25 protein-coding genes are annotated in these 23762 nt (G+C 41.6%); 17 read left to right on the top strand and 8 right to left on the bottom strand.

The genetic code is table 11. The features are described from left to right. Window positions 1–894, bottom strand: an 894-nt coding sequence (locus AACX33_RS15610; protein WP_227789140.1) for a molybdopterin molybdotransferase MoeA, incomplete at its 3' end; no start/stop codon positions are given. A gap of 45 nt (window positions 895–939) precedes the next feature. Between AACX33_RS15610 and AACX33_RS15605 the strand changes: the two genes are divergently transcribed. From AACX33_RS15605 to AACX33_RS15570, 8 genes are all read left to right on the top strand, one after another. Further along, window positions 940–1140 carry a hypothetical protein gene (locus AACX33_RS15605; RefSeq protein ID WP_193996989.1) on the top strand — a complete coding sequence of 67 codons (201 nt, stop codon included), beginning with the start codon at window positions 940–942 and terminating at the stop codon, window positions 1138–1140. Beyond that, the gene (locus AACX33_RS15600) at window positions 1137–1379 is read left to right on the top strand and encodes a hypothetical protein (protein WP_193996990.1); all 243 of its coding nucleotides are present in this window, start codon (window positions 1137–1139) and stop codon (window positions 1377–1379) included. The genes AACX33_RS15605 and AACX33_RS15600 overlap by 4 nt, the downstream gene beginning before the upstream one ends. Window positions 1380–1477: 98 nt before the next feature. Continuing rightward, window positions 1478–2035 (top strand): RDD family protein, encoded by a 558-nt coding sequence (locus tag AACX33_RS15595; RefSeq protein ID WP_193996991.1) that lies wholly within the window; start codon window positions 1478–1480, stop codon window positions 2033–2035. 43 nt (window positions 2036–2078) lie between these two features. After that, window positions 2079–2273 (top strand): 50S ribosomal protein L33, encoded by a 195-nt coding sequence (rpmG, locus tag AACX33_RS15590; RefSeq protein ID WP_193996992.1) that lies wholly within the window; start codon window positions 2079–2081, stop codon window positions 2271–2273. A gap of 2 nt (window positions 2274–2275) precedes the next feature. After that, entirely contained in the window at window positions 2276–2491 is a 216-nt protein-coding gene (gene rpsR / locus AACX33_RS15585; protein ID WP_089092213.1) for a 30S ribosomal protein S18, read from the top strand. A gap of 275 nt (window positions 2492–2766) precedes the next feature. Beyond that, complete coding sequence (locus tag AACX33_RS15580) at window positions 2767–4827, top strand: RNB domain-containing ribonuclease (protein ID WP_193996993.1); 2061 nt, start codon at window positions 2767–2769, stop codon at window positions 4825–4827. Window positions 4828–4959: 132 nt separating this feature from the next. Further along, a complete protein-coding gene (locus AACX33_RS15575; protein ID WP_193996994.1) occupies window positions 4960–5202 on the top strand; it encodes a hypothetical protein in 243 nt (80 codons plus the stop codon). Continuing rightward, the gene (locus tag AACX33_RS15570) at window positions 5199–5588 is read left to right on the top strand and encodes a type II toxin-antitoxin system VapC family toxin (protein ID WP_193996995.1); all 390 of its coding nucleotides are present in this window, start codon (window positions 5199–5201) and stop codon (window positions 5586–5588) included. The genes AACX33_RS15575 and AACX33_RS15570 overlap by 4 nt, the downstream gene beginning before the upstream one ends. A 147-nt stretch (window positions 5589–5735) precedes the next feature. On the opposite strand, the gene AACX33_RS15565 is transcribed toward AACX33_RS15570, so the two are convergent. Continuing rightward, a complete protein-coding gene (locus AACX33_RS15565) occupies window positions 5736–7334 on the bottom strand; it encodes a B12-binding domain-containing radical SAM protein (RefSeq protein ID WP_193996996.1) in 1599 nt (532 codons plus the stop codon). A 310-nt stretch (window positions 7335–7644) separates the two neighbouring features. Between AACX33_RS15565 and AACX33_RS15560 the strand changes: the two genes are divergently transcribed. The 6 genes from AACX33_RS15560 to AACX33_RS15535 all read left to right on the top strand — a co-directional run bounded on the left by AACX33_RS15560 (window position 7645) and on the right by AACX33_RS15535 (window position 12339). Further along, a complete protein-coding gene (locus AACX33_RS15560) occupies window positions 7645–7899 on the top strand; it encodes a YlcI/YnfO family protein (RefSeq protein ID WP_193996997.1) in 255 nt (84 codons plus the stop codon). Beyond that, complete coding sequence (locus tag AACX33_RS15555) at window positions 7892–8317, top strand: type II toxin-antitoxin system VapC family toxin (RefSeq protein ID WP_193996998.1); 426 nt, start codon at window positions 7892–7894, stop codon at window positions 8315–8317. The genes AACX33_RS15560 and AACX33_RS15555 overlap by 8 nt, the downstream gene beginning before the upstream one ends. Before the next feature lie 174 nt (window positions 8318–8491). Continuing rightward, the gene (locus AACX33_RS15550) at window positions 8492–9115 is read left to right on the top strand and encodes a hypothetical protein (RefSeq protein ID WP_193996999.1); all 624 of its coding nucleotides are present in this window, start codon (window positions 8492–8494) and stop codon (window positions 9113–9115) included. Continuing rightward, window positions 9112–10560, top strand: a complete 1449-nt coding sequence (locus AACX33_RS15545) for a 7-cyano-7-deazaguanine synthase (RefSeq protein WP_193997000.1) — start codon at window positions 9112–9114, stop codon at window positions 10558–10560. The genes AACX33_RS15550 and AACX33_RS15545 overlap by 4 nt, the downstream gene beginning before the upstream one ends. Before the next feature lie 12 nt (window positions 10561–10572). Then, the gene (locus AACX33_RS15540; protein WP_193997001.1) at window positions 10573–11781 is read left to right on the top strand and encodes an XRE family transcriptional regulator; all 1209 of its coding nucleotides are present in this window, start codon (window positions 10573–10575) and stop codon (window positions 11779–11781) included. Window positions 11782–11790: 9 nt separating this feature from the next. Further along, window positions 11791–12339, top strand: coding sequence for a hypothetical protein (locus AACX33_RS15535; protein ID WP_193997002.1), 549 nt, complete (start codon window positions 11791–11793; stop codon window positions 12337–12339). 21 nt (window positions 12340–12360) lie between these two features. On the opposite strand, the gene AACX33_RS15530 is transcribed toward AACX33_RS15535, so the two are convergent. Together AACX33_RS15530 and hemE are read right to left on the bottom strand one after the other, a co-directional pair. Beyond that, window positions 12361–13320 carry an NAD-dependent epimerase/dehydratase family protein gene (locus AACX33_RS15530; RefSeq protein WP_193997003.1) on the bottom strand — a complete coding sequence of 320 codons (960 nt, stop codon included), beginning with the start codon at window positions 13318–13320 and terminating at the stop codon, window positions 12361–12363. 209 nt (window positions 13321–13529) lie between these two features. Further along, complete coding sequence (gene hemE / locus AACX33_RS15525) at window positions 13530–14585, bottom strand: uroporphyrinogen decarboxylase (protein WP_193997004.1); 1056 nt, start codon at window positions 14583–14585, stop codon at window positions 13530–13532. A 106-nt stretch (window positions 14586–14691) separates the two neighbouring features. On the opposite strand from hemE, the gene AACX33_RS15520 reads away from it, so the two are divergent. After that, a complete protein-coding gene (locus AACX33_RS15520) occupies window positions 14692–15438 on the top strand; it encodes a hypothetical protein (RefSeq protein ID WP_193997005.1) in 747 nt (248 codons plus the stop codon). Between the two features lie 30 nt (window positions 15439–15468). Then, window positions 15469–17541, top strand: coding sequence for a S9 family peptidase (locus AACX33_RS15515; RefSeq protein ID WP_193997006.1), 2073 nt, complete (start codon window positions 15469–15471; stop codon window positions 17539–17541). Between the two features lie 237 nt (window positions 17542–17778). On the opposite strand, the gene AACX33_RS15510 is transcribed toward AACX33_RS15515, so the two are convergent. Further along, window positions 17779–19089: an amino acid permease gene (locus AACX33_RS15510; RefSeq protein WP_193997007.1), complete on the bottom strand. Its 1311-nt coding sequence runs from the start codon at window positions 19087–19089 to the stop codon at window positions 17779–17781. 770 nt (window positions 19090–19859) lie between these two features. Here AACX33_RS15510 and AACX33_RS15505 point away from each other — a divergent pair. Then, window positions 19860–20315, top strand: coding sequence for a response regulator (locus AACX33_RS15505; protein WP_193997008.1), 456 nt, complete (start codon window positions 19860–19862; stop codon window positions 20313–20315). 27 nt (window positions 20316–20342) lie between these two features. On the opposite strand, the gene AACX33_RS15500 is transcribed toward AACX33_RS15505, so the two are convergent. The 3 genes from AACX33_RS15500 to AACX33_RS15490 all read right to left on the bottom strand — a co-directional run bounded on the left by AACX33_RS15500 (window position 20343) and on the right by AACX33_RS15490 (window position 23657). After that, window positions 20343–21479, bottom strand: a complete 1137-nt coding sequence (locus AACX33_RS15500) for a hybrid sensor histidine kinase/response regulator (protein ID WP_193997009.1) — start codon at window positions 21477–21479, stop codon at window positions 20343–20345. A 31-nt stretch (window positions 21480–21510) separates the two neighbouring features. After that, a complete protein-coding gene (locus AACX33_RS15495; RefSeq protein ID WP_193997010.1) occupies window positions 21511–22845 on the bottom strand; it encodes an ATP-binding response regulator in 1335 nt (444 codons plus the stop codon). Between the two features lie 461 nt (window positions 22846–23306). Beyond that, window positions 23307–23657 carry a hypothetical protein gene (locus AACX33_RS15490; protein ID WP_193997011.1) on the bottom strand — a complete coding sequence of 117 codons (351 nt, stop codon included), beginning with the start codon at window positions 23655–23657 and terminating at the stop codon, window positions 23307–23309. Window positions 23658–23762: the final 105 nt, after the last annotated feature.

Raw genomic sequence — 23762 nt, 5'->3', positions numbered from 1 at the left:
TGTATAAGAGACAGGTGGGGAGTGGGGAGTGGGGAAAGTGGCGACAGTGAGGGGTTTACCTGGACTGATAGCTACAGACTGAATATGAATTTCCGCCCCCAGTGATTCCAGGATTTGATCAATATAGTCATAATCGCCTACTGATACACCACCAGACGATAAAACTATATCAGCATGAGTTATGGCATAGGCGATCGCCTCTCTCAAAGCATCTGGATTATCTTGAATAATACCTAACAATAATGGTTCTCCCCCCGTCTCTTTCACCAAAGCAGCTAAAGCGTATTGATTAGAATCGACAATTTGACCAGGTTCCAAAACTTTATCAGGCGTTACCAACTCGTCACCACTAGAAAAAATTGCCACACGGGGACGACGGTAAACACTTAATTCTGCACATTGCGCCGCCGCTAAAACTGCAATTTCTGGAGGATTTAATTTCACTCCTCTGGGTAATAATTGTTTTCCAGCTTGGTAAAAAGCCCCTTTGTGTCTAACAAATTCCTGTGGTTGGGGTGCAGCTAAAATAAATACAAGGTTATCTTCTCGGCGTGTTTTTTCCTGCATCACCACAGTATCCGCCCCCATTGGCATCACTGCACCTGTAAAAATTCGCGCTGCTTGCCCTGGTTGAACTATAGACTGGGGTTGATATCCTGCGGGAATTTCTTCGACAATTTCTAAACTTGTTGGCTGCTGGACATCTTCGTAACGAACTGCGTAGCCATCCATTGCCGAATTATCCCAATGGGGAAAATCTAATTTACTGGTGACAGGAGTGGAAATAATTCGTCTGTCTGCTGCCAATAAATCTATAATTTCTATATCCCGTTGCGGATCTAACGGTTGCACCAAATTTAAAATAATTGCCTCTGCATCGCTAACTGATAGCATGGCCAATGAGTCTGACTTTTTAGGAAAGCATATCATAATGGCAGTATGAGTGATGACACCCAACCAGAGAATGAAGGACAAGACGAATTTGATCCAATAACCGATACTAGAGATTGGTCAGCAGCAGCCACAGAATTAGCTTGTTTTGCCCTAGCTAGAAGCAAAGGTAAGCGATTGGTGAAAATCATCAATACCAAAAAACTAACCATGCCATTTATTTGTATTTTTGAGGACTACCTTGGATGACACCTGTAGCTACCCAAATCCCAATTATGACAATTATTCCGATACTAACTGCTATAGGCGATCGCTCCTGGCAACATTTCCAAGAACTGGAAGCAGATTTTGTCTCCCAGTATGAGTTGGAAGTGTGGCAAGAAGTTTTTAACTTCCGTGTTTTGCCAGCACTTGATCAGGATTCTCGTCGCTGGTTACTGGTGCAATGGTGTGGAGAAGGAATTAACTCGGTGCAAAATGTGGCTTAATGAACGACATTAGCCAAGCGATCGCCTCAGTCCTGACTTTAATATAAACAACAGGAGCCATAATTATTTTCCCAGCTAAATAAAAACACCTATTTTTTATGACTATAGAACGAGTCCCCGAAATACACTATCCCAAAGCTGATATTGGCCGGCGAGGAATGGCATTAGGACTGGATTTCCTGGGAGTCTGGTTAATCAGTTCTATATTGGGAGGCAATCAAATCGGTATCCAGTGGGTGCAAATTCTCGTTTTTCTGTTCTGCTGGGCAATTTTTCGGATACTGGTGGTTTACAACAATCAAGGACAAAGCTTAGGGCGTTGGGCTTTTGACCTGAAAATTCTCGAAGTCAGGAATGGCGAAATCACAGGCAGAGTTCCTACCTTGCGATCGCTGCTCAAACGAGAAGCTATAATCGGTTTTGGTGCGCTTTTGGTGTCAATTGCCCTGAGCAACATCAGAGCCAACCCCACCGCTATCATGCTATTGATTCCCCTGGCAATTGATTGTGGTGCTGCTTTATCTGACAATCAGATGCAGCAAGCTCTGCACGACCGCTATGGTAAAACTTTCATAGTTTCGTCGCGTCGGGGCTACTCGCTGGATATAAAAATTAAGCGATTAGTTGGAAAAATGCTCCGAAGTGTGAGAAGATAGTAATTTGTGTTAATTCTCTTCAGGCTTGACTGTTTGTAAGATTATGGCTAAGAGTAAAGGTGCGCGTATAATAATGACACTCGAATGTACAGAGTGTCGTTCTAACCCTGATAAGCGATCTGCTGGTGTTTCCAGATATACCAGCACCAAGAACCGTCGCAACACGACTAACCGTGTAGAACTGAAAAAGTTCTGTACACACTGCAACAAACATACTGTACACAAGGAAATTAAGTAAAGATGAGTTACTATCGTCGTCGCCTGTCTCCCATTAAGCCAGGAGATCCCATCGATTACAAAGATGTTGATTTATTGCGTAAGTTTATTACCGAACGGGGTAAAATATTACCACGTCGGATTACTGGGCTAACCTGTAAGCAACAACGGGATTTGACATTAGCAATTAAACGGGCGCGGATTGTGGCTTTATTGCCATTCGTCAATGCGGAAGCTTAAAAAAAAGTCACTCAATTTTGGATTTTAGATTTTAGATTTTAGATTGACCTCATACCTGAAGGTAGTTGCTCAAAATCTAGAATTTAGGATTTGGGATTTGGGATTTTAAATTTGTGCCATGAATCAAATCAGTGGCTTCAAAGTTTTTTAAATTTTGATTTTTCAATCCAAAATCCGAAATTTAAAATCTAAAATTAGGTGATGAGTTAAGAATCAAAACTCCTAACTCTGAACTTAAAACTATAAAAAATGTTCACCAAATAATTGCGAGAGTTGTGGATAAGGGTACGCTAGTTGAATTTAGGGTTCAAGGCGATCGCCGTCTGGGTGTCGTAGACCGCCCCGACGGTAAAACCCGTTGGTTTGTGGTAGATGAACGTGGTCAATCTCACAGCCTCGCGCCTAGACAAATTAGTTATACAGTTAACGGACAAACCTATAAGCCCACTGACATCAGCAGTTTTCAAGGGCAGGTTCAACCTTATATAGATCCCTCTAGTCTGGAAGTAGCTTGGGAATTACTGGTTGAGGATGGCGAAACAGTCACACCATCCCAAATGGCGACTCTGCTGTTTTCGGAATCAGAAGCGGCTACTTGTTATGCAGCCCATTGCTTGTTATCAGAAGATAAACTCTATTTCAAGCAAAAAGGAGACGCTTATGAACCACGAACTGCGGCCCAGGTAGCAGAACTCAAACACCAGACAGAAGTCAAAGCACTGAAAGCTAAGGGACAGAAAGAATTTGCGGATCGTGTAGAACAAGCCCTCCAGGGTGAAGTGGTAGAATGGCAACGCCACGACCGCCAGCGATTAGAAGCACTGGAAAAATACGCAGCATTGCTGGCTGATGTCGTCCGAATGGGAGTAAATTATGATACTCTCGCCCGTGCCTATCCGCCGCCAGCCCCAGTGTTAGAAACAATGAATATGCTGGAACGTCCAGCAACTCCCCCAGGAGCTTTTCAGTTATTAATAGACTTAGGTTGGTGGGATGCCCATGAAAACTTGTTTCTGCGTCGTTCGTCAATTTCGGTTCAGTTTCCTAGCAAGGTATTAGAAGTGGCGCAACAGCGTTTGGATTTCCCACCCACCGACTTAGATGCAGATCGCCTAGATTTGTCTCATTTAAAGGTCTACACAATTGATGATGAAAGCACTACTGAAATAGACGATGGTCTCAGTTGGGAATTACTACCAGATGGGCGAGAACGGTTATGGGTGCATATTGCCGATCCTACCCGGTGGTTAGTCCCAGAAGATGAATTAGACTTAGAAGCCAGAAAACGGGGCAGCACAGTATATTTGCCTACGGGGATGGTTCCCATGTTCCCGGAATTATTGGCAACTGGTCCCATGAGTTTGGTACAAGGAAGGGTTTCTTGCGCCTTGAGTTTTGGGGTGGTTTTAGATGAAACTGGCTGTGTAGAAGATTACACGATTCATCCGAGTTTTATTAAGCCGACTTATCGCCTCACCTACGAAGATGTCGATGAGATGCTGGAATTAGGTGTGGAAGCCGAACCAGAAATTGAGGCGATCGCTAACTGGGCAAAGCGACGGAAATCTTGGCGGTATAATCAAGGAGCCATCAGTATCAATATGCCGGAGGCGACGATCAAAGTCAAAAACGACCAGATCGATATTGATATCTTAGATGATTCCTCATCACGGCAATTGGTAGCGGAAATGATGATTATGGCTGGTGAAGTGGCCGCCCGTTACGGTCAAGCCCACAATATACCTTTGCCCTTCCGCGGTCAACCACAACCAGAATTACCTCCAGACGAAGAATTGCTGTTACTCCCAGCCGGATTTGTCCGCTCCTGTGCCATGCGTCGTTGTATGCCCAAGAGTGAAATGAGCATCACACCTCTACGTCATGCTGGTTTAGGTTTAAATACATACACTCAAGCAACTTCTCCCATTCGCCGTTACAGTGATTTACTGACGCACTTTCAGTTAAAAGCCCACTTACGGGGTGAAATTCTCCCCTTTACCGCCGACCAACTGCGAGAAGTAATGATGGCAGTTACCTCTACCACCCAAGAAGTGACAATGGTAGAACGGCAAACTAATAGATATTGGGCTTTAGAATATTTGCGCCGTCATCCCGATAAAGTTTGGGATGTGACAGTTTTAATGTGGCTACGAGAAGACAGCAACTTGGCACTAATTTTGTTAGAAGATTTGGGCTTGCAGTTGCCGATGTTCTTTAAACGTTCCGTAGGATTAGGAGAACAGGTATTAGTGAAAGTTAGTCACTCTGATCCGCAAAAAGATATGATTCAGTTTCAGGAAATAATTTATCAAGAAAGCCATCAAGCAACGAATTAGCTGTTAGGAATAATGGGAAGATTGATACTTTGTTAATAACTACAGCATCAGAGTTAGTTTTACAGATAACAGGCTAATAAGTCTAGTTATTTGTAGCACAATCTAAAATTCTTTCGCATGAGGAATTGTCAGATGAACGCTCATAAAATCGAAGTTATTTTAACTGAAGATGGAACTTTGACATTGCAAGGTTTACCCTTTCATGCGGGCGAAGCTGTGGAAGTGATAATTTTGGAAGCTAAAACGCTACAAAATCAAGCAGATCCAAAATACAAATCAGATAAAAATCTTTATCCTTTGCATAACACACAGCCATATCAGTATGATGACCCCACAGAACCTGTTGCTTTAGAAGATTGGGAAGTTTTGCAATGATTGTACTTGACACTCACATCTGGGTTTGGTGGGTACAAAACGATTCACGACTGACCGCAAAACATAGACAATGGTTACAAGATTATGAGAAATCCGGACTAGGAATCAGCATTCTTTCTTGTTGGGAAGTAGCAAAATTAGTTGAAAAAAATAGACTAATTTTGCCCTTATCTATTAATGAATGGTTAGAAGTTGCTTTGGCTTATCCTGGAGTACAGCTATTAAATTTGACTCTACCAATAGTTGTTGATTCAACTCAATTAAAAGGTTTTCATAATGACCCGTTTGACCAACTTATAGTAGCAACAGCCAGGTTTTATGATTGTCATTTATTAACTGTTGATGCAAAGATTCTTAATTATCCTGATGTCAAGACGCTCAAATAAATAGCGTTTGTGCTTTTAAACAGTCAAAAATTCCGAATTATTCCTCATTTGACCGTTGAAAGTGCGGAATATTGGCACGATATTGACAAACTTCTGGATAAAAAAGAATTTAGAGACGTTCCATGCAACGTCTCTACAAAGATTCAACTAACTAGCGATCGCCTCGGCTTTTTCCTCAGCTTTTTTCTCTACCAATACATAAGGTTCTTCTGTCCCTTGTGCCAAATACGCAGCTACCTGACTTTCTATTTGCTCGCGGACAATTTGGCGATACTCTAGAAAATGCTCGTTGTGAGCGCAGGCAGATATATAATGTTCCAGCACTCCTGGGTTACGCTTGAGGATACTAAACAAGTGATGCCAGAATTTCCAGCGAGTTTCGCGTTTAATACCTTGTCGCCAAATTACAATCAGTAGCGCCTTCACAACTATCCATTCCGGCATTTTGGAAGGTGCTTTCCATTTGGGTAAACCCATCATCAAGAAACAGCGATAGGTACGATCCAAATAGTTGACTGGATCATATAAAGTGCAGAACGCTTCAATATATTCTCTGCCAATATCTTCTAGAGGACGGGTAGGAAGGAAATTCATCAACGTTGTTTGGTTGATGTTACCATCTTGATTTTCCCGCAGTCGTCCTTCTCTTTTCAGACGATGCCACAATGCTGTATTGGGTAAGGCTTGCAACATTGCGAAGGTAGTAGAGGGAATTGCGGCTTGTTCGGCAAATCTGACAATGCGATCGCCTGCGCCTACTTTTTCCCCATCAAACCCGATAATAAACCCAGCCATTGGCCGCAATCCAGCCTTAATAATGGTTTGCACTGCGTCGGCTAGGGAACTGCGAGTATTTTGAAACTTCTTCGTTAATTGCAGACTCTCTTCATCGGGTGTTTCAATTCCCAAGAACACCGCAGAGAAGCCAGACTCCACCATCAACTCCAGCATTTCTGGATCTTGTGCCAAGTCAATAGAAGCCTCAGTATCAAAGCGGAAGGGATATTGATGTTCTTCCATCCAGACTTTCAACTCTTTCAGCAACAATTTCACATTGCGCTTGTTACCGATAAAGTTGTCATCCACCATAAACACACCCCGCCGCCAACCCAACTCATACAGACAATCTAACTCTGCTAATAGTTGTGCTGGGGTTTTGGTGCGCGGTTTGCGTCCGTAGAGAACAATAATGTCACAAAATTCGCATTGGAAAGGACACCCGCGCGAAAACTGCACCGACATCATGTCATAAGCATTCAATTCTAATAAATCAAACCGGGGAATTGGTGTACCTGTGACATCTGGTTTTTCTGTGGCGCGGAAAACACCAGAAGTTTCACCCCGTTGAATCGCCTCAATAAACATCGGTAGGGTGATTTCCCCTTCATCGAGAATCAGGAAGTCTGCACCGACATTTTCCACTTCATGAGGGACAGAAGTAGGATAAGGACCACCCACAGCAACTAACTTACCACGTTGTTTTGCTTCTTGAATTTGCCCTAATAAATCTTCCTTCTGGACAATCATCGCCGAAAGGATTACTACATCTGCCCATGCCCATTCTGCTTCTGTGATTGACCGAATGTTGCGATCAACCAGCTTGAACTCCCATTCTTGGGGCAGAATTGCCGCCACCGTCACTAAACCCAAAGGTGGTAACAAAACCTTGCGATCGACTAACTCTAGAATTTTCTCATAAGACCAAAAGGTTTTGGGAAATATTGGATATACCAGTAAGATTCGCATATAGTATTAATCCTCACACTGTGATTGTTATCCCAACTTTAACGAAAATTAAGACTTATTGACTTTTTATGAAATTTGCTTTAGTTTACCGTTATTTTTTTGACTTGGCAATTATACTACAGTGACCTGATAGCTAAGTTTTCTGTTCCAATTAAGAATAAAGTTATTGCAGAGGTTGTTTGAAATTGCAGGCGATCGCTTTCAGCATGACCTATTAACCACTCACTCGTAGCACATTATTTGACATTTTTGCTCAGAAAAATTAAATAGTTACAATAAGTGATATCATTAGTTGGTTGCAAAGAAAGTTATGGAACGCGAAGCTTTAACAATCCGTTTTCCTTCTCAACTGCTTGCGAAAGCCAGAAAACTCAAAGACAGTAGTGAATCATTTAATGATTTAGTGGTTAAAGCTTTAGAAAATGAAGTGCGACGTAGAAGGGGATGGGCTGCACATCAGCGAATTATTGCCCGCAGCGAAGCCGTCAAACTCAAAACCGGCATACAACCAGCTTCTACAGACTTAATTCACAGCTTGAGAGCAGGTGAGGGAAGACTTGACTAGACTTTTGTGTATAGATACTAGCGTTTGGATTCCCTACCTTGTCCCAGAGGTTTATCAACTCGAAGCCAGAACCTTAGTAACGGAGGCATTAAGCTTAAATTTACGCTTAGTATCTCCTGCTTTCGCCTGGGCAGAAGTAGGGTCTGTATTACGGAAGAAAACCCGACTAGGAGTCATTACAACCGAGGAAGCACAAGGATTTTTTGAAGATTTCTGCGAACTTCCGATTGATTACATAGAAGAAGAAGCAATTAGGACAAGAACTTGGGAAATCGCCGAGCAATACGGATTATCAACTCTCTATGATGCAGCTTTTCTTGCTTGTGCTGAGATTACATCTGCTGAGTTTTGGACTGCTGACGCTGCACTGGTTAGACAACTCACACCCAGACCTGCTTACCTGCGTGAAATAGGGTAAATAGAAGGAAAATATATCATTTTGAGGAAATTAAGGGTAATTTGCTAAACATGATCTGATTTCTCTTGACTAAAAAACTGACATTTTAACAGTGAGACCTGACTTAAGAATTGACATTGTTAAATTAATAGTCTAAGCTCATCATAGAAGCAGGCTCTTGTTGGAGGTCGAACCATGCCTGACGGGGATAGATTTCATGGGCTTTCAGGACTTTATCAGAAGCCATACAGAATCCTGTGTGAAGGAAAGTTTGAGCGCAACGAATGTGCCTGGATAATGATGGAAGCCTTTTTAAAGGATCTCAAGAGAAAAGGTGCTGCTGCTATTGTGTTAGCCAAGCAGATGGGAGAACTCCTAACCCAAGAAATTAAAGACTCTGGTAATAATGAATCTATAGTTTGGGGCGATTTAAATAAAAAACTTGATAGATTCGTACAAACAGCCAACATACCAAATCGAACTAAGTCACTTGTCCTTGATGCTGGAAAAAGTGTTCTCCATGATTTACGTTATGGCCAGCAATTTGAAACCAGCACGATTGCAGAGGCCATAACAGAAGGATATATGCAAAAAGTGTATGTATCAGAATTTGAAGGACGAATTCCACTCATTCCCAATCACCACGAAAAATTTGACATTTTAACTTTTACAGAGCGTGCAAAAGCAATAAGGAAAGATATTTATGACCAGATCAGTAAATGGGCAAAAAAGGCGAATATAGATGATGATGTAGCCAAGCTAAAACGAAGTCGGCGATCGCAAGTTAAAGCAATAGACCTTGAGGAGGATCTGCTATGAACTACAGACCTTCGTTTCAACAAAAATCTCATGAAAGTGATTACAGCGATTACACCTTGCACTTTCAACCTGTGTCTAATAAGAATGGATCTGTGCTGTTTGTTGATCACTCTAAGAATAAAAAGCTAATTATTGGTATTAATGTAGATGATATAGAGTTCAAATATAGGGTTAAGGTAGAGTTTCCAGCTATTGTTGCCGATCTCATTGACCTTGCTGTTGCCATATATACTTCAGACCGTCTTGCCCCTCAAAGTCTTACAGAGAAGCAGCGCCGCTTTCATGTGATATTGCCATTACGTCATCCAGAATTGCTGAGTGCTGAACCATTTCGCACAAAACTAGATGACCTGCTTAAATGGACAACTGATACCGAATGGGTTTTCGACTTTCAAAAACGGATTGCACCGGAACGCCTTGTTGAACACCAATCTCTTCCCATAGCACCCCAAGGATGTGAAGTGACGTTGTGGAGTGGTGGACTCGATGCGCTGGCGGGTTTGTACACTCGCCTGTTAATGTATCCAGAAAAACAGTTCGTCTTGTTTGGAACTGGCAGTAACAAGAGTCCTACATATCCCCATCAGGAAAGAGTATATAAGGAAATTCAGTCTATTTTCCCTGGTAGTTGCAATCTTTTCCGCGTCCCAATTAAGGTTAATAAAAGTAGTGAGCAGCATAAAAACAAACTTTCCCGTGCGCGGGGTGTTGTCTTCACTCTTATTGGTTCTGCTTGTGCGTACCTTATGGGGCAACAAGTTCTTTATCTTTATGAAAACGGAATGGGTGCAATCAACCTTCCATATCGTGAATCTGCTGTGGGGTTGGATCACTCTCGTTCTGTTCATCCTCTGACTTTGCTCATGGTAAGTGATCTAGTTTCTGAGCTTTTAGGAGAAGAGTTCCAGGTAAAAAACCCCTTTCTGTTTTGGACTAAAGCCGAAATGTGTAAAGCATTGGCTAAAAATGGGAGAGACGATTTACCACCTTTCACTATGTCCTGTGACAGTCCACATCGCCAAAAGCCAGTTCAATGTGGTTACTGTTCCTCTTGTATTTTAAGGCGACAATCACTTGCAGCCAGTAGCATAAAAGATAGAACTCGCTATGTAGTCTTGCATGGAAAGCGTCCAGTGAAAGAGCCAAGCTTATATTTCCTGAATATGCAGGCACAGATTCAAACCTTAGACTCTTTATTTGGTCTCTCAGATGAACCTTGGAAAAATCTGACTAAAAAGTTTCCTGAGCTGGATGACATTGTTGATCGAACTGCTGTAGCAGAAAATTTATTGCCTGCTGATATGCGAATTCGTCTAATTCAACTCTATCAAAATTACGTTTCCGAATGGAATGCTGTGGAATCGCAGATTGCAGAGGGATTATTAAATAAAAGTAGTTATCAGAAGGCATCTAGCAGATACGTAGTCTCATCTCAACAAGGTTGAGGGATAAAAATTATGGCTACCAACATCCTGGATAACATTGACCTGCGGATATTGGGTGAACTCCTGCAACAAGCACGCAAAAAGTGCGGAATGACTCAGGCTGATGCAGCTAAGGTGATTGATGCTGCACGCACTACTGTGATTGCTATTGAGAAAGGAGAACGCCGTCTCAAGGCCAATGAACTGATTAAACTGGCTCGCGCCTACGGACGTTCTGTGAGTGAATTCGTGCGATCGCGTCCTGTGGTACAACCTTTTGAGGTGCAGTTTCGGGCAGTCTATCAACGCAGTCAAGAGCAAGAAACTGAAATTAAGCCATTCATCGTTCATTTAGAGGAATTGTGCCAAAATTATCTAGAACTTGAGAAGATTATGGACGCACCACTACCGCAGAATTATCCTCTAGAATATGAGGTAACAAATATGCCCATCAAGGCAGCTGCGGAAAGTATAGCAGTTGCAGAGCGTCAACGGCTAGGACTGGGAGACGCGCCAATTTCCAGACTGCGGGACGTTCTAGAGCAAGATGTGGGTTTACGTATCTTCTATTTGAAGATGCCACAAAAATACTCAGAAGTATATAGTTACAACGAACAACTCGGCGGTTGTATGGCAATCAATGCGAATCACCCAGAGGAACGAAGACGTTGGTCAATGGCGCATGGATACCTTCACTTTTTAGCACATCGACAAAAACCTGAGTTTCACTATGATGGACAGTATCAAAGATTTCCCGAAAGTGAGCAATTAGCGGAGACTTTCCCCAAATATTTTCTGATGCCGACAAGTGGATTGCTCAAACGGTTTAATGATATGTATCGTACACACGGCAAATTCACTCCAACGAATTTATTTACACTCGCTCATTACTATGGTGTTTCTGTAGAAGCACTTGTTTATCGCTTAGAAGAAATGGAACTGCTGCCTTCAGGGACTTGGGATAAATTACGAGATAGAGGTTTAAAAGTCAGAAAGGTACAGGAAGAACTTGGCTTAGAACAAATCCCGCAAAGAATTGATATGATGCCACTTCACTATCAACACCTAGCAATTGAGGCATTCGATCAGGGTTTGATTACTGAAGGGCGTTTTGCTGATTTCCTTTGTGTTGACCGCTTAGAAGCCCGTCGCATTGCCGAAGCATTAAGAGAGTATTCAAGCGGAATGATGGAGGAAGATACAGATTTTGATTTGCGACAGACAGAGACTGGTGGGAAGTGAGGACAATTTATGCAAATTACTCACTCCCACGTTCTTCTTGATGCTTGCTGTATTCTCAACTTTTGTGCGTCAGGGGAATTTTTAGCAATCTTGAAATCTATTCCTGCTGAGGTTGTACTTACTAAAGTTGTACAAGACGAATTAAAGACTCTACAACGGCTGAAGGAAGAGGATAACGAGGGTGCAATCCAGTTTGAGGAAGCTATTAAACAAGGTCTACTAATGGTTGTAGATTTTGCAGCAGAAGAGGACGAATTATTTGTAAACTATGCTGCTATTCTGGGTGATGATGGTGAGTCTGCAACTTGTGCGATCGCAGTTTACCGAAAATGGGCGATCGCAACTGATGACAAACGAGCGATCCCGTTTTTTAAACAAACAGCCCCAGACCTGCAAATTTTATCAACTCTAGATATCATCAAACATTGGTCAGAGTCCGCAGGGGTTGATTCTTCAAAACTAAGTGATATACTCAATGCGATTCGGTTTAAGGCACGGTATTTACCAGGCACAGGTCATTCTCTCCGAAGTTGGTGGGAACAGGCTATGAAGAATTAATATTGAACTGTGATTTTGTCTTCAATTTTTCCCCCCTTTGACACCACTAATTTTTAAAACATCGCTCATAGTGGCACAGTAATTTGGTAAACCAAAGCTAGCGGGATTGATGACATTTTCATAACTAAAATGACGATTGTTCATGCAGAATCTATCCCAAGCAGCCATTTGAATCCGAAATACAGCAATAATCAAATTAGCTAATGCTAACGATAGCGGAATGCGGAAATAAATCTTTTTACCCAAATAGGCGCAGACTTCTTCCACTGCTTGATTAGCTGTTAACGCTTGTTGTCCCAAAACAAACTTGCGTGGTTCGTTTTCCTGGGGAGGAGAATCAATTAAATATTGTACAGCAGTCGCAATGTCTCGCCCGTGGATAAAATGAAAACTACCATCTACCTGCAAACATCGAATTAAATTAATATATTTGGTTACTTCTGGTATTCCCGATGTCAAATGAGAATAAGGTTTTTTATCATCACCACCTAAAACTAAAGTTGGGAAAACCTTAGTAATTTTCGGGGCTATTTCTAGCTGCGACATTTTTTGTAAACAATCATATTTGGAACGAATATAATCTGTCCCAATTTCCCCAGCTTCTTTCAGGGGTTGATTGTATCTATCCAAAACACTAGCTGTAGAAAAATAAATTACTTGTTCACAGCGCTGCGGATCTAACATTTGCATCAATTCTAGAGTCTTGGAGACATTAATATCAAATGTCTCATCACCACCCCAAGCCGTAGCAGTGAGGACTGCTGTATCAATTGTGGGGAGTAAATCAGCCAACAGGCTAATTTTTTGCATATCACCCTGCAAAACAGTGATACCTGGACGCGCCTGAATATCAACTTGCAATTTTTGCGGATTTCTTACCAGTAAATACAACTCGTGATTAGTATTTTGAATTAAGGCTTCTGAGATGTAGTGACCTACACAACCGCTTGCACCTGTCACTAAAATCCGTTTCTGATTCATAGTAAGATTTAAAATAAATTAGTAATTAAAACTTAAGAGTTAAAAATAAACTTAAAAGTTCCACTCTTAACTCTGTGTTCTCTGTGCCTCTGTGGTTAGATAATTGATTTTTTTACCACTGCTTTTAATAGACATCTGGTGACAAAGGATATAGAGACGTTCCATGGAACGTCTCTACAGTGGTTTTGACTAGATTCAAGCTTTCCTGATTAAACTTCTACAGATTTGAGTTGTTTTGCTGTTTCAAAAAAGAAAGCCACATTTTCTTCTGGAGTTTCTGGTAGTACACCATGACCAAGATTGAGAATATGACCCCAATTACCAGCTTTACGCACTGTATCCAGAATGCGATCGCGGATAAACTCTTTAGAACCAAATAACACACCTGGGTCAAGATTTCCCTGGACTTTGACGTGTTTGCCTAATCTGGCTCTTGCTTCCGCCATATCCACAGCCCAATCGACAGTGACAATATCTGCACCAGATTTAGGCATTCTTTCTAGCACACCTGCACTACCGCTAACCAACAAAATCAACGGTGTATCAGGATGAGTTTGCTTGACTTGCTGAAAAACTCTTTGCTGATAAGGCAGAGCAAAGGTGTCATAATCTTGGGGACTCAATTGACCAGCCCAAGAATCGAACATCTGCACAACTTGAGCGCCGCAGTCAATTTGATAGCGTGCATAAACGGCGATCGCATCAGCAAATTTAGCTAAGAGCTGATGTAACATCGTCGGATCTGAGAACGCCATATTTTTAATCACCGAGTAGGTTTTGGAACCTTTACCCTCCACTGCATAAGCAGCTAAAGTCCACGGCGCACCCACGAAGCCTAAAACAGTTGACTGATTGCCTACTTCTTGGCGTAACGCCTGCAATATGGTCTTAATAAACGGGAGTGATGCTTCTGGTTCTAAAGGACGCAGGCGGTCAATTTGTTCTTGGGTACGAAGGGGCGAGTTAATGATTGGGCCTTTACCTTCCGCAATGTCCATCTCAATGCCCAAACCAGGCAACGGGGTCACAATGTCGGAAAATAAAATCACTCCGTCTGGCTGGAATGCTCTCCAAGGTTGCAGGGAAACTTCTATCGCCACTTCAGGAATTTCCGAGCGATCGCGGAAAGAAGGATACTTTTCCCTTAAATCTCGATATGCTTTCATATATCGTCCCGCTTGTCGCATCATCCAGACGGGGGGACGATCTACTACTTCACCACGCGCCGCCCGGAGGAGATGAGGAGCCGTTAACGAAACACCCATTTAACACTTCATCCTAAGTCATTATATTTATGCCACTGTTTAGCTTATCATTCTGAGATTACGCTTTTTCAGGAGGTTCGCCTCAAACAACAATAGTTAACTTAATATGCAAACTGACTCGAATAGTCCAACTGATGCGGTATCTAGCCGCCACCCAGGAAAATTCTTGATTCCGCGCCCCCAAAGACAAAAGTTTTTTCTCCAGTTTACCTTGATGACAGTCTTGGGGTGGGTTGTCGGTGGCATTGCCAGCATAGGTTTAGAAAAAAACATCCTGGGAGGCCTACCCCCTGCGGATTCTTTTCATTGGGTCAAAATACTTGGTAACATCGTGTTTGCCGTAGTTTTTGCCGCCGATCAAGCCCTGATCCTGCGTCGTTATATCTCCGGTTGGCTATGGATACTGGCTACCAGTATAGGTTGGTTGATTGCTAACAGCATTGCGATCGCCTGGGTGAAATATATTTCCGCGATCGCCAGTTCCTTCAATGAAGGTGTATCTCCTGAGTTAGCCTTACTTTGGGGATTTTTGTCAACATTTTCATACATTTCCACGGGGATTTGGCTGGGACTGTGCCAATGGTTAGTGTTACGGCGCTACCTCAAACAAGCGTGGTTGTGGATTTTTCTCCCTTCCGTGTCCTTCTTCTTGATCAGTGTTTTCGTTTGGTTGCTGTCCCTTGTGCAAGATTTGATTCCAGAAATGAATCGGACTCCTATATTGTATTGGAGTGAACAAGGATTTACAGCGATCATTCTCGGAGTTATACCAGCAATTGGCTTATGTACCTTCAAAAGAAACTCTCATCGCCCAAATAAAAGTTCTCGTTCATCTTCCCTTCCCAACAGCTAATTGCTGGATATTTTCCCTAGGTTAAAAATTATGAATAAAGATAAGGTTTTACAAAAGATAGTCACGCCACCGATTGCTGAACAACAGCCAGAGGTTTTAGAATTGCATGGCGATCGCCGCATAGACAAATATTTTTGGATGCGCGATCTGGATAACCCGCAAGTTCCCGCCTATCTGGAAGCAGAAAACGCCTATACAGCAGCAATGACGCAGCATACCGAAGCACTGCAAACCCAGATATACAATGAAATGCTGGCGCGGATTAAAGAAACAGACTTATCAGTGCCATTCCGTAAAGATGAATATTATTATTATTCACGCACAGAAGAAGGCAAAGCTTATTCAATTCATTGTCGGAAAAAAGGTAGTTTAGACGCTCCCGAAGAAGTCCTAATAGATGAAAACGAATTAGCGAAAGGACATGATTTTTTTGAATTAGGTGTATTTGAAGTTAGTCCCAATCATCAAATATTAGCTTATTCCTGTGATACTAGCGGTTCAGAGCAATATACTCTCTGTTTTCTCGACTTAAACACACATCAATTATATCCAGAAACAATTGCAGAAACTTATTTTTCCTTTGCCTGGGGTAACGACAATCAGACGGGCTTTTACACCAAAATTGATGATGCTAATCGTCCTTACCAACTTCTCAAACACACATTAGGAACTTCCGCCGCCAAAGATGTGCTGATTTATGAAGAAAAAGATGATATTTATCATTTATACGTTGGTAAAACCCGCAGCCAATCATATATCTTGATGCTTTTGCAAAGTAGCATCACTACAGAAGTTCACTATTTGGATGCTAATTATCCTCAAGGCGAATTTCAGATAATTCACCCCAGAACTACAGGAGTAGAATATGATGTTGACCATCACAATCAAAACTTCTACATTGTTACCAACGACAAAGCCACTAATTTTAAATTAGTCAAAACTCCTGTAACTGCACCATCCCAAGAAAATTGGCAAACGATTATTCCCCACAGAGAAGATGTGCTGTTATTAGGGGTAAGCCTGTTTGCCAATCACTTAGTAATTTATGAAAGAACAGGCGGATTGCAAACTGCAAGGGTGCAAAATCTATCCACAGGCGAGGAAAATAATATTAGTTTTCCTGAACCCACATATGAATTTGATGAAGGCAATAACCCAGAATTTCATACTAATATATTGCGCTTTCATTACACTTCTTTAATTACGCCGCAATCTGTTTTTGATTACAACATGGAAACAAATCAGAGGGAGTTAAAAAAACAGACAGAAGTTTTGGGTGGCTACGATAAAAATCAATACGCAAGTGAGTGGCTAATGGCTACTGCGACCGATGGCACAAAAATTCCTATCTCCATTGTCTACAAACAGGGAATTAAAAAAGATGGCAAAAATCCCTTATTACTCACAGGATACGGTGCTTATGGTTCTTCTTACCCGGCATCATTTTCATCCACGAGATTAACACTATTAGACCGGGGAGTAGTATTTGCCATTGCTCATATTCGTGGTGGCGAGGAAATGGGGCGAAAGTGGTATGAAGAAGGCAAATTTTTACACAAGAAGAATACCTTTACTGATTTTATCGCTTGTGCAGAGTATTTAATTGCTAAAAATTGGACAGCAAGCGATCGCCTAGCAATTACTGGTGGTAGTGCAGGGGGTTTATTAATGGGTGCAGTCATCAATATGCGTCCTGATTTGTTTAAAGCCGTAATCGCCAATGTCCCCTTTGTAGACGTAGTAACAACAATTCTGGATACCTCTCTACCTCTGTCAGCAATGGAATGGGAAGAATGGGGAAATCCCAACGACAAAGTTTATTATGACTACATGAAATCTTACTCACCCTACGATCAAGTCGAAGCCAAAGAGTACCCAGATTTATTAATTACCGCCGGCTTAAATGATTCTCGCGTCAAATATTGGGAACCCGCCAAATGGACAGCCAAACTCCGGGAACTCAAAACAGATAATCATCTGCTGTTGCTGAAAACCAATATGGGTGCAGGACATAGCGGCGCATCTGGACGTTATGAAAGCTTGCGAGAACTAGCTTTTGAAGACGCTTTTATTCTCGATAGGTTGGGTTTGGGAAATACTTGATCTAAATGATTCGTGATTAACTAAAATCCTGGTATCTTGAAGATAAGTAGCTCAAACTAAAAAAACGTAACACCCAGATCCCCGACTTCTTAGAGAAGTCGGGGATCTATATCCTCAATGTTTTATGTTTAATTATGTTGACCTACTTACTAGGATTGTAAAAGTTATAACCAACTCTGAGATATATCGCACATCCTGATCAAATTGAGACAGATTACCGACTCTCAGAAAAAATGATTAATCATATCCACTCATTGCCAGTATTTGTTTGATGATCAATACTGATGCAATTCCCATGATCACAATCAATGTCACTCTACCACCAGGAACGAGCGGTTGATTCATACTATTTAATTGTTGTTCTTGACGTTGTTTCCAAGTCATTAATGCTGGAATTATCCCGCCTAACACTGAAATACTAAAGGTTCCCGCGAAATCCAGGGCGTTAAAGAAAATGCTGGGATTAATTGCGCCCAAACTCATAGGAGGTAAGAGAATTAGTGAATAAAGCGGTAGGCGGCTGGAAGCTTTATCCTGTGCAACTGGGAACACATCTTTAAAAAAATCTAGCAACCCGTAGACAAAACCAATAAACGAAGTTGCGATCGCAAACTCTGAGAAAATAGATAATAAAATCCCCAACCATTCCCCAGCACCACCCGCCCGCAGTATTTGCAGTGGGTCAAGATTAGCTGTGCTGTTGACAATATCAGGACTAATACTGCCCAAAATTACCGCATTCCATGCCAAAAACATGATTAAGGGAATCAGAGAACCAATAATAATCGACTGCCGAATTTTGGGAATATCTCCTTCCAACTGAGTCACAACTACTGGGACAACATTATGGAAAAACAGCGCCACCAACATCACTGATACAGCACTCCCCAAAGCTGTCCAGTTGTGAGTCAACAGTTGCATACTCTTCACCTGTCCTCCTCCTAGAAACAATAGTCCCAGAAATGAAGTAATCACAATTACCACAAAGACGCTGTTGAGTTTCTCAATGAATTTTTGTCGCCCCAGGTACATCATGCCACCAAATAAAAAGGTGAAGGTAATTGTCCCCACCCAAGCCGGCGGAATGTTTTCTAGTCCCCACACCTGAGAAGCCCCAGAGACTAAAATATTTCCCCCTTGAGTCATGTAAGCCACCAGCAAAGCATAGTGCAGAAACAGATACGCAGCGCCAGCAATTCGCGCCCCCACAAACCCCAAAATCCCCTCGACCATTGCCAACAACCCAACACTCAAACGCCCTTCTAGACGCATAGCATTCACACAAACTTCTGCCAGCAACAGACCAGAAATTACCGTGTACAGCCACACAGCAATTAACAACACTGTAGATGGTACAACCCCAGACGGTAGAGTTACCGCAGGTAGTGCCAAAATACCAGCCCCAACCGTTGTTCCTGCAATCAGCGCAATATTTCCCAACACACTACCCGGTTGATGATTGAACTTATTTTCATCAAATTCGACGTGAGAACATAATCGAGTAACTTCCTCTGGATGCAACTGGAAAACAGTTTTTGTAGGGGTCATGCTGAAATAAGTGTCCGAACTGAGTGCAGACTGTTAAGTTATGTGACTAATTTTAGCAAAAGCTTCAACTTACTGCTTTTACAGTCAAATAAGCATGAGCAAAAGTATTGAGGATTTACGCAAAAAACCACACTTCGACAAGCTCAGTGACCACTCAAACTCTCATGACTCGGTTTACTCTGCGTCTGGTGTGGTTCGTTCCTCAATAAAATTTCATCCTAAAAAATAGAAAAATTGACTAGACAGCTAAGTATCGTACTTTGACCAATAAGCATAAACTGGATTAATAAATTTTGATCGCGTTTACTGGTCTAGTGACTACTAAATTAGCCGTATTAATCTGTGTACCCTGTGTTCAGCCACAACCTGTCTAAATCTGGGTTAATTAACTTTTATGTTTACCTTACTTAGGCGATAAATACTATATTCATGACCAGAATTTGAATCAAAGGTGATGACAATTCTGTATCTTTAACTCTACGGTAATCAGTAGAACTGGAGATACTACGGTGAATTAGAATTGAGATATCGAGTTATTATAAAGTCGGTGAAAAATATTCTGTAATTTTGCGTATAATCAAGAGGTACTTGCTAAACCTATAGCTTGGAAGTTTTCTGTTCCCGATGTTTTTTACGTGGGTAAGAATCATCAAATAGGCAAAAGCAAAACCTGAGCCAATCCAGGATCAGATCGATTCTATCCTTGCGGGATGTCTCGGTTATTATCTCAAGCAAGACTATAAAACCCCATTCAATCTTCTGGAGAAGAGATGTATCTGGCACATTCATTCATGAGTGATGAGAAGAAGCAAAATCCTCAGCAGCCCTTAATCTTGGTAGTGGAAGATCATGATGATAGTCTACTGCTGATTGGTTATGCCCTTGAGTCACTTGGCTGTAGATTCATTTGTCAAAATGACAGTTCAACTACGTTACTAGTGGCAAAAGAGTATCAGCCAGACCTAATCATGTTAGATATTCTATTACCAGGTCTTAGCGGCACCGATGTTGTGCATTATCTCAAACAAGAACCTCTAACTTGCGAAATTCCGGTGCTTGCAGTTACGGCTTTAGCTAGTAGAGAGGATCGAGAACGCCTCCTATCAACCGGCTTTGATGACTACATCAGTAAACCTTACATGATCGAGGATCTAGAGGCAATAATTCGCCGCCTGCTACGTGGTAAGCTCAATTCTCCCTCGACTCTTAAGAGTGCTGAGTGCTAAGTCAAAAGAGGAAAAATAACTCTATGATTAATGACTACTATATTTTGGTAGGGTGACGGTGAATACACTACCTCGCCCTTGTTCAGAGGTCAGTGCAATTGTGCCACCATGTGCTTCTACAATTCGGCTCGATAGATGCAGACCTAAGCCACTACCAGAGCGTTTATTTCTACCTTGGCGAAACCGCTCAAAAACAGTTGGTTGGTCTTCAGGCGCAATGCCATAACCGGTATCTGTAACCTCGATAATTACCCAATCCTTTTCCTGAGAATTAGCTGATTTTTCCCAAATACAAACTTCTATCCCTCCGGTATCTGTAAACTTGATGGCGTTGCCAATTAAGTTATTAAATACGCGTCGTAGTTCTAGGGGATCGCCCATTACTACACCAGCAGTTTTTTTGTGTAAATCTAATTTACTCACATCTATTTTCAGCACTAAGTTTTTCTCGCTAGCAAGGGGAGTCAGTTCGGCACTGACTTCTTGAATAATTTCTGGTAGATTGCACTCCACATCGTTTAAAGTCTTTTTACCTGCCTCGAAGCGATAGACTTCTAATAAGGTGTTTACCATCTGCATTAAATTTTCATTACTGCGAATCATCACAGCGATCGCTTGTTTCATTTCCGGAGAAATTTTGCAGAAGGTTTCCTCTTGAAACAACCCCAACATCCGGTCAGCAGCGACTAACGGGGTACGCAAATCATGAGTTAAACGCGAAACAAAGTCTTCGCGCTGACGTGCCATCTTTTTTTGTTCGTCCAGACTGTGTTTGAGGCGCAACAGCGATCGCACTCTGGCTAAAAGTTCATCTGTATCAAATGGTTTACGAATAAAGTCATCAGCCCCAGCATCCAACCCTTCCACTACACTGGATTGGTGAAAAGCAGTAATTAGCAAAATGGGAATATAGCTGACATTAAGATCAGGATTATTACGGATGCGCCGAGTCACTTCATAACCATCAATTCCTGGCATCATCACATCTAACAAAATCAAATCGGGAGGAGATTGTTCAATTTGCTGCAAAGCTGTTAAACCATCTGCAACCAAATCAATCTCATAACCCTCACTTTCTAGAATCGTTTGCACCAAGATGAGATTATCTCTAGTATCATCAACGGCGAGAATACGGTCAATTTTTGGCTTTTCCACAACAGACATGGTTTATCAACGGTTTATGAGAATAAATAATTTATAGCTTCAGATGGGGAAAACCCATTGATGCTTTACTGGATTTGGGGAGGGACTGATGAGGATTCTCAACAGAGCAAAAAATATCGGGACTATCGAAATTTAAAGCTGGAAGGCTGCCCACTTTGGTTGGTAAGGATAGTTGCCGTGGTATTTCAATTCTAAACATAGAACCAACCCCTAATTGACTTTCCAAAATAATTTTGCCGCCCATCATTTGCACCAAGGAATCTATAATCGCTAAACCTAGCCCTGTACCAGGATATTTGCGCGTCATACTTTGATCCACTTGTCGGAACGCTTCAAAAATATGTTTAAAATCTCTGGGTGCTATCCCAATACCTGTATCCCGAACGGCGATCGCCAATTGGTTTTGCGGCAGTTCTTTAACTTCCACCCAAATACAACCGGAATCAGTAAATTTAATGGCATTGGATAATAAATTGATTAAAATCTGCCGCACACGCACTGAATCATTAAATATCAGAGGTTGTTGCATATCTATATCGACTCGCAAAGACAACTTCTTGGCTTCAGCCAAAGAACGCATTTCGGCAACGGCGATTTTGATAGTTTTTGTTAAATCAAATAATTCCGGCTTTAACTCTAGTCGTCCTCCTTCCAGCTTGGAAAAATCAAGCACTTCATTTAACAACATCAGTAAATTCTTACCATTATTCAATATCCGCTCCACCATGTCTATTTGCTGATGGGTAAGCTGACCGAACTTAGGGCGCAATAATATTTGAGAAAATCCAATAATGGCATTCATCGGAGTCCGCAATTCATGAGACATCGTTGCCAAAAACTGGGATTTGAGCCGTGATGCTTCCAACAGCTTGAAGTTTTGTAACTGAATTTGTTGTCTTTGTTGTTCTAGTTCTTGATTTTTCCGAACTAGTTGCTCATTAGTTTCTCTCAGTTGCTGGTTTGCCAAAGCTGTCTGCATTTCAGCACGGTGGATGCGAATGGCATGGCGTAAAACTTGTGCCAAAGTTTCTGAACATACCCTAGATTTAGAAAGATAGTCTGTAGCACCAGCTTTCATTAATTCGACAGCGCTTTGTTCATCTTTTTGGGCTGCTAGGACTACTAAAGGAACTTTGATTTCCGCAGCGCGTAATCTTTGGATCAGTGCTAACCCGTCCTGATCTGGTAAGCGATCATCGAGGAAAACACAATCATAAGTAGTAGTTTTTAAAGTAGTCAGGGCGTTATATCCATCAGTTACCTCAGACAGTTCCATACAAACACCGGTTTGAGTCAATGCTCGACGCACTGCCATGCGATCTACTTCATTATCGTCTACAACCAAAATTCTCAGCGTTTCTTTCATTGGTTTTTATTTTCGCTGTCAAATACAGGTTGATGTATGGCATCACTATTTTCCAACTATCCCACTCAATAATTTTGTTTGAATTTGAGATATGATTTTCATCAAGTTTTGCCCTCTCATCTATTGATTTTTATTTTTAGGATCAAATTCGCTAGGATTCAGAATAGGGAATTTCGGATAATATCCTACATTTATGCAGTCATGCCATAGTTTTACCCCAATTAGTCCCGATCCCAGGCTGAAAAATCTAGCCAGCAACTTTTAAGTTTTAACTTTTCATCCTCCTCTCTGTCTTGATCCTGATTTGATTCGCGATCGCAACTACAGAGGTTGATCTCGGTTTACTATCGCTGTTTGCTCAAGTCAAGGAAATTGACATAAAGTCAGAGAAAATACTTTATTAACCCTCAAAACAATTGTAAATGAGTGTGCTAACGCCCGTCGTCAGTCATTAGTGAGAGTTACGTACTAAAATCATGTACCGTAAGCCTGAACAGTTTGACTGACTCGGTAGCTGAGGTTAAGTAAAGCTCAAATTCTTGCCAACGCCAGTCATACACATCTACCGAATTGAAATTCGCCTCTGACAGAACCCTTGTAGATAGGTGACATGGAATGTCTTTACTTTCTGGGAAATGTCTTATGGAATCCCCATTCATGGTGCTTTTTGCGGTTTCGAGGCTTTTTGTGAGCGGCGCTGGACTCATGCCTGTATTTTTTTGGCGATCGCTAACTGGCAAAGTTATAAAACTCACAAAAACTTCATCCTGAAACACTTGGGGAATAGGATGATGATCATCTGCTATGATCAATTGGGATAATCTTCCTCAGTATAGAAGTTTTCAATTGTTTTGATTTATTCATCTTTTTTGGGAATTTCTATTAAAGCTTTAGAATATTATTAAATAACTTTCTAC

Source organism: Nodularia sp. LEGE 04288, assembly GCF_963896525.1.
Classification (GTDB): Bacteria; Cyanobacteriota; Cyanobacteriia; order Cyanobacteriales; family Nostocaceae; genus Nodularia.
This window is presented reverse-complemented; position numbering and strand designations above follow the sequence as displayed.